The sequence below is a fragment of the Mailhella massiliensis genome (genome assembly GCF_020741395.1).
In the GTDB taxonomy this organism is placed as follows: domain Bacteria; phylum Desulfobacterota; class Desulfovibrionia; order Desulfovibrionales; family Desulfovibrionaceae; genus Mailhella; species Mailhella massiliensis_A.
Genome location: NZ_DYZA01000046.1, coordinates 1 through 5,568, shown reverse-complemented (window position 1 = coordinate 5,568; position 5,568 = coordinate 1). Strand labels below are relative to the sequence as shown.

Sequence of the window (5,568 nt, the reverse complement as noted above, 5' to 3'; positions counted from 1 at the left end):
AGAAAGAGAAGAGGGCTTCATCGGAGCATAAACATACGCACACGGGACCCTGTAAAAGCAGCACTGAAGGCGCCTCAAGAAGGTATAATTCAGAAATCCAAAATATATTGAACAGATATATCTTGAAATCCGAAAACAGGATTGTTTTAGACGGGATACATGACGTTGATGGAAAATATGCGGGCATCCCGGAGAATGATCCGGCCTCATGGTCTGCCTACGGCGATGCAATTATGGCATATCCGCCGGATCTTGACAGGAAAGACGTATGCGAGGTCATATATTATGCGCTGGGAAAATACAGGGTTGCGCTGCTTTTCGGAAGCGAACCCGCATATTATGAGAAGTTCCTGGATACGGCGTTGGATTTCCTGGGGAAAAGCTTTGAATGTCGCGGGGATACGGCACGAATGGCCCGTGTCGTCGATGAGTGCAACGCGCTCTTTGACGAGAGGAAATCCGTTTTCATGCATCATGACGCCGTCACGAGAAAACTGTACCGCATGAACGGCATGTTGGCGTATAATAATGTATTGTCGTCGCCCGAATTGAAGAATAAATACGGCAAAAGGGCCTCCTGTTACGAAGAATATGCGGGCGACGCCCTCCATGAAAAACATACCCGTGACGGACAAGGCGGCCGCCACAGCCCCGGCGGCGCAGGAGAGAGCGGCGTCCGGGAGAGCGCGCCGCGTATTGATGACGCCGCCGTTTTGGCCGGAATGAAGGCTGTTGATGAAAAATATGCGGGCATAAAGGCCGGCGAACGGAATGCCTATGTGGCCTACGGCGATGAACTGATGCAATATGCAGCCCGGGTCGGCGGTAAGGCGGCATGCGGGGTCATGTACTGCGCGCTGGAAAAATACAGGGTTGCGCTGCGCTCCGGAAGCGAACCCGTATATTATGAAAAGTTCCTGGATGCGGCATTGGATTTCATCGGGGAAAGCTTTGAATACGGCGGGGATACGGCACGGGTGGCCGGTGTCGTCGATGAGTGCAACGCGCTCTTTGATGAAAAGAAGCCCTCTTTCCTCAACAACCAGGCCGTGCTGAAAAAGCTGTACGATATGAACAGCGGCCTGTCCTATGTCGACGAGAGCGACGCTTCTTTGCAGAAATACCGCAAAAGGGCGGCCTACTATGAGGAATTGGGCGGGGGCTGGTAATCTGAGGGGAACGCTTTTTTCTGAAGTCCGGCCCTTCCGTAATACCGCAGGCAGGTTTTCCATGGTGGGAAGAAAAGGGCTGCAGGAGAGATATGACGAAAATCATGGGGGAAGTGCAGGTATGGCCGAAGCGGAATGTTGTCCTGGCCACATCCCTGTGTTGTGAGAAATACCGCCGAAGGTAAGTGTGCCGCCGGGTATGGGAAAGGGAAGAGCAGCCTGACGGCATGCGGTCGTCCGGTGAGCTGAAGTTCAAGTACCGCAGGCGGGATTCAGGCGCCGTGGCTGCTGTGTGGATACGGCAGGCAACGATAAGGCAACGATCACGGCGCCCATCAGGCATCAATCAGTCGGGGATAAGCCCGGAGAGCAAGCCTTCGGCATGCAGGAAGCCCGCTTGCGGGCCGCCGGCAGTTGAAAGGCAGATATCAGGCCGAGCATGCGCTGTCGAGGCGCGGCGGGTAAGAGAGCCTTACATGTGCGCAAAAGGCCCCACCGGGACAGCCGGCGGGGCCTTTTGCGCGTCTTTAAGGCCTTCAGGTAGTTGAGGGAGCAGAAGCGACCGAAACAGAAAACCACCCGCTAAGCGGGTGGAACCCAAAACGGTTATACCTGAAAAAACACCTTTTCGATAAGACGGAGTTGTTCAGGCTCCCGTCCACATCGAAAAGGTGTTTTTTTATGGCGAAAGAACAAAATCCGGCACATACGAAATGGCTGTGCAGGTACCATATTGTCTTCACTCCCAAGTATAGGAGAAAAGTAATTTATGGGCAATACCGAGAGGAGATAGGAAAAATAATACGACAGCTTTGTAATTACAAGGGAATTGAAATTATTGAGGGACATATGATGATAGACCATGTGCATATGCTTGTCATGATACCGCCGAAGTATGCGATATCGTCGGTTATGGGGTATATAAAGGGTAAAAGTTCCCTGATGATTTTTGATGAATTTTCACAGCTGAAATATAAGTACGGCAATCGAAGATTCTGGAGCGTGGGGTATTATGTCGGCACAACAGGCTTGAACGAAGCGTCCATCAGGAAATATATAAGAGAGCAGGAGCGAGAGGATATCATGCTCGATAAGAGAACGGCCAGAGAATATACGGATCCCCGTTCAGTCCACAGCCGGGAAAGTTCCTTGAGGAGCAGGCTGTGAGTCAATCTGCATGAGGGCTTGAACCATGGAAAAAAGACAGGGCGTCGACCTGAGAAGTTCAAGCCGGCGCCCTTAAGGCGCGAGCAAGTAACAAGCCACCCGTTTTACGGGTGGTCCTGACTACGCTGTCTGTGAGGAGAAAGGACGGGTTCAGACGAACATGCCGAAGTTGTCCATGGTTATGGCGGAGTTCTCCCCGGGGGTGTTTTCTGTCTCGTATTCCGTGGCAAGCTCGGCGAGTCTTTTCTTCCAGAACGAGATCTGGGCCAGAAAGCTGTTCACGGCGTCTTTCATGGTATCCGCGGTGAGGGTATTGTCGTCATATCGTTTCCACAGCACGACCTGATCCAGCCTGTCATGGATCGAAAGGGCCGCGCCGCCCGTTTCCGCACCGAGGAGCGAGGCCTTGAGCAGCGTGAGGCAGGCCTCCCTGCTCAGCCCGGAAGCGCTGCCGATTTCACTGTACAGGAGCAGGGAGCGGTCTTCCTCATCATGGGTGAAGGTGATCTCATCCTGACTGTCGAAAAGCAGCGAGCAGCAGTTGCCCGTATCGGGGGCAAGATGATCAATGCCTATGGAAGCTCCGAAGCGTTCCATCGTGGTAGTCCATTCCATGAAAAACTCCTTGATGAGAGCCATGTGCTTTGTTGGAAGGGAAACATGTCGGAAAACGGGGCGGCGTTTTGCCTGAAGGCCGCTCCGTTTTCCTGCTTGTTACGGCTTGTAATACTGGGAGAGCAGGGGGAAGAGTTCGGTATTTTCCGAGATAAACTTCTCTACATTCTGCATGAAGGTCTCGGAGTCGGTATTCCATTCGGAAGCGAAGTATTTCTCTATGGAGCGCAGGATATCCTGCCTTTGCTGGAGAAAAATGTTGGCGTCGGCGCTGCTGCTGGTGGCAGCCTTTTCGATGAGCTTATCCAGAATATGGCGGTTCTGGCAGAGAGGGTTGGTAAGGCGCTGAAGCAGATCGGCCTCCACAGCGAGCTGTCTACGGATTTCCTGTGCTTTTTCCGTGGGCTGTTCTCCCTCTTTGCCGCGCAGGAAGGCAAAACGGCTGGGATCGAATTCCTGTGTGCGGCCTATGTCAAGAGAGTCCGCCGCGTTGAGCAGCATGGCTTCCAGTGTCTGCCCGCGATGGGAGTCTATGCAGTCCTTCACGGCCTGCTCGTAGTCCTGCCCCATGGCGTCGTTGCCGAAGCTGGCCTTCATGCTGGCCACAGTCATATCCGCGCTGCGTCCTTCCCACTGGTCGGAGCCTCTGCCCTGCCTTCCGAGGTCGTGCCCGGTGATGCCGCACAGTACGGCGTTGCGATCCATGGTAACGCCCTGTTCCTCCAGAATGGAGCACATGGCTGAGGCATAGATGAATGCACGGGCGATATGGCCCCGGCCGTGAACGGAAGAGCCGCGTTCAAAGGTCTGCTCATGGTTTATGTAGGTGTCCAGATTCTTCACCAGAAAAGCCCGGCGGGCTGCACCGTCGGCGGGCATGGCTTCGGGGTGGGCCGCTTTGGGGAAGGCAGGGTAGGCGGGATGCACTTCATCCAGGACGGCGGCAGTTTCCGGCGCCACAGCGTGCAGAGCCTGGCGCAGGGGCTGTGGCAGCAGGGAAAACTCTCCGGAGAAATAGGGGATTTTCTCCGTAGACGCACCCGCCAGTACCGCCGTATTTTCGGCATTGCGCTGCATCAGAATAAAAGTGGTGTTCACGAGGAGGAAATCGGCAGTATGCTCCAGCCGTTCATATCCCTGTCTCGGTTCGATCTGACGCAGCTGGCCCATCAGTTGATACTGCTCGGGGGTGTTCAGGCGCTCCTGCAGGCGTGCCATGCCTTCCTTGTCCATGGCAGGCTCGCCGTGCTCCAGCAGCGCCAGGGACATGAAGGAGATGCGGTCAAGTTCCGTGGCCTTTTCATCCATGTCGAGATCGGGCTTGCCGCGCGATGCGGCAAAAGCCTTGAGATCAGCAGCGGCATTTCTGACCAGCATCCCGGTGCGGCGGAAGGTCTCCGCGGCCGACAGGGGCGGCTCGGCCTGGGCTATCTCTTGCAGCATCTTTGCCTGCGCCGTGGCATGGGTATGGATGATGCGTATTTCCTCCGGGGAACGGATGACATTGGCGCTGCATACCCATTGCGTAAAGGCTTCCTTCTGGGCCGGGGTCGAGAAGGGAAGCTGTTCCAGTGAGCGCAGAAGCTCGGCCTTTTCCTCCAGCAGGGGGGCGACGGTTCTTTCAAAGGCACTGCGCACCAGGTTCTGCGGGGAGAGTTCCGCCCTGGCCTGATTTTGCATATCGGCCTGTACGGCCTGCTGGAGCCGGGAGGCCAGGGTACGCAGAACATTGCCCTCCAGGCGCAGAGCCCCCTCGGGCAGATGGGCCGTAAGTTTCGGGTTCTCGGCGATATAGGTCGCCACATGGGTGGGAAGATCACGAAGCACAGCCCTGGTTTCGGCAGATATCTGTTCTCTGTCGATGTGCTGCACGTGGAAATTCTTTTCCTCTTCCCGCGAGTGGAGGATATCCGTTACCTCTTTTCCCAGATCGTAGTTTGCAATAAGGTTGACGTGAATACCCGTGCGTTCTTCAAATGCGGCCATGCGTGCGCGTAATTCCGCATGCTGGGCTCTCGGTACGTCGTTTATGTCGATGCGGATTTCGGCAATATCCCTTGAAGGGACGAGCGGCCCGTGTATCTGCGCCTCGATGTACTGTGCGCCGGCCAGGTGAACGCGGGGGATGCTGCCGGAGGCGTTCTTCATGGCGGCCATGGCAAGGGCGTTGCCGTCGAAATCGCCCATGTGAGGTATGAGCGCCTCAAGGTTGTCGTGTGTGGCCATGAGCTTGCGTGTGGCGCTCTTGTCTCCGAAGCACTGCGTCAGCAGCGCGGTGAAGCGGGCAATGTCATCCTTATTATTCAGACCGAGATCGGACGGCAGTACTTTGAAAGCCTCAGTGCGGGCATCCGGTGTCTTGGCAAGATCATTGAACCATTTTTCCAGGGCCGTATGTTCGGGCGAGCTTTTTTCGCGGCAGGCCGTGACGAACTCGGCGGGCAGGCCGGCGCCGTCGAGCAGTGCATAGAAGTTGTCGCGGCGGTTCTGAGCGACATTGATGACGGGGGCGTAGAACGTGTCTTCGGCTATATAGGTTGCCCGCCTGGCAGCTTCGGGAGTCAGCACGATAGCCGCCGTTCCGTAGCCTGTCGATGCGGAAACGGCGCCTATGCCG

At 55.7% G+C, this 5,568-nt stretch carries 3 protein-coding genes and 1 pseudogene; 2 read left to right on the top strand and 2 right to left on the bottom strand.

Translation table 11 applies throughout. The features are described 5' to 3' along the window. Together K8W16_RS02560 and tnpA are read left to right on the top strand one after the other, a co-directional pair. On the top strand, positions 1-1,169 hold a 1,169-nt coding region (locus K8W16_RS02560; RefSeq protein WP_304120887.1), incomplete at its 5' end, for a hypothetical protein. Between the two features lie 681 nt (positions 1,170-1,850). Continuing rightward, positions 1,851-2,336: an IS200/IS605 family transposase gene (gene tnpA / locus K8W16_RS02555; RefSeq protein ID WP_304120885.1), complete on the top strand. Its 486-nt coding sequence runs from the start codon at positions 1,851-1,853 to the stop codon at positions 2,334-2,336. A 150-nt stretch (positions 2,337-2,486) separates the two neighbouring features. Here tnpA and K8W16_RS02550 read toward each other — a convergent pair whose 3' ends face one another. Together K8W16_RS02550 and K8W16_RS02545 are read right to left on the bottom strand one after the other, a co-directional pair. Continuing rightward, on the bottom strand, positions 2,487-2,951 hold the full coding sequence (locus K8W16_RS02550) for a type III secretion system chaperone (protein ID WP_304120883.1): 465 nt from the start codon (positions 2,949-2,951) through the stop codon (positions 2,487-2,489). Positions 2,952-3,050: 99 nt separating this feature from the next. Next, positions 3,051-5,568: pseudogene (locus K8W16_RS02545) on the bottom strand (hypothetical protein); the annotation flags it as partial.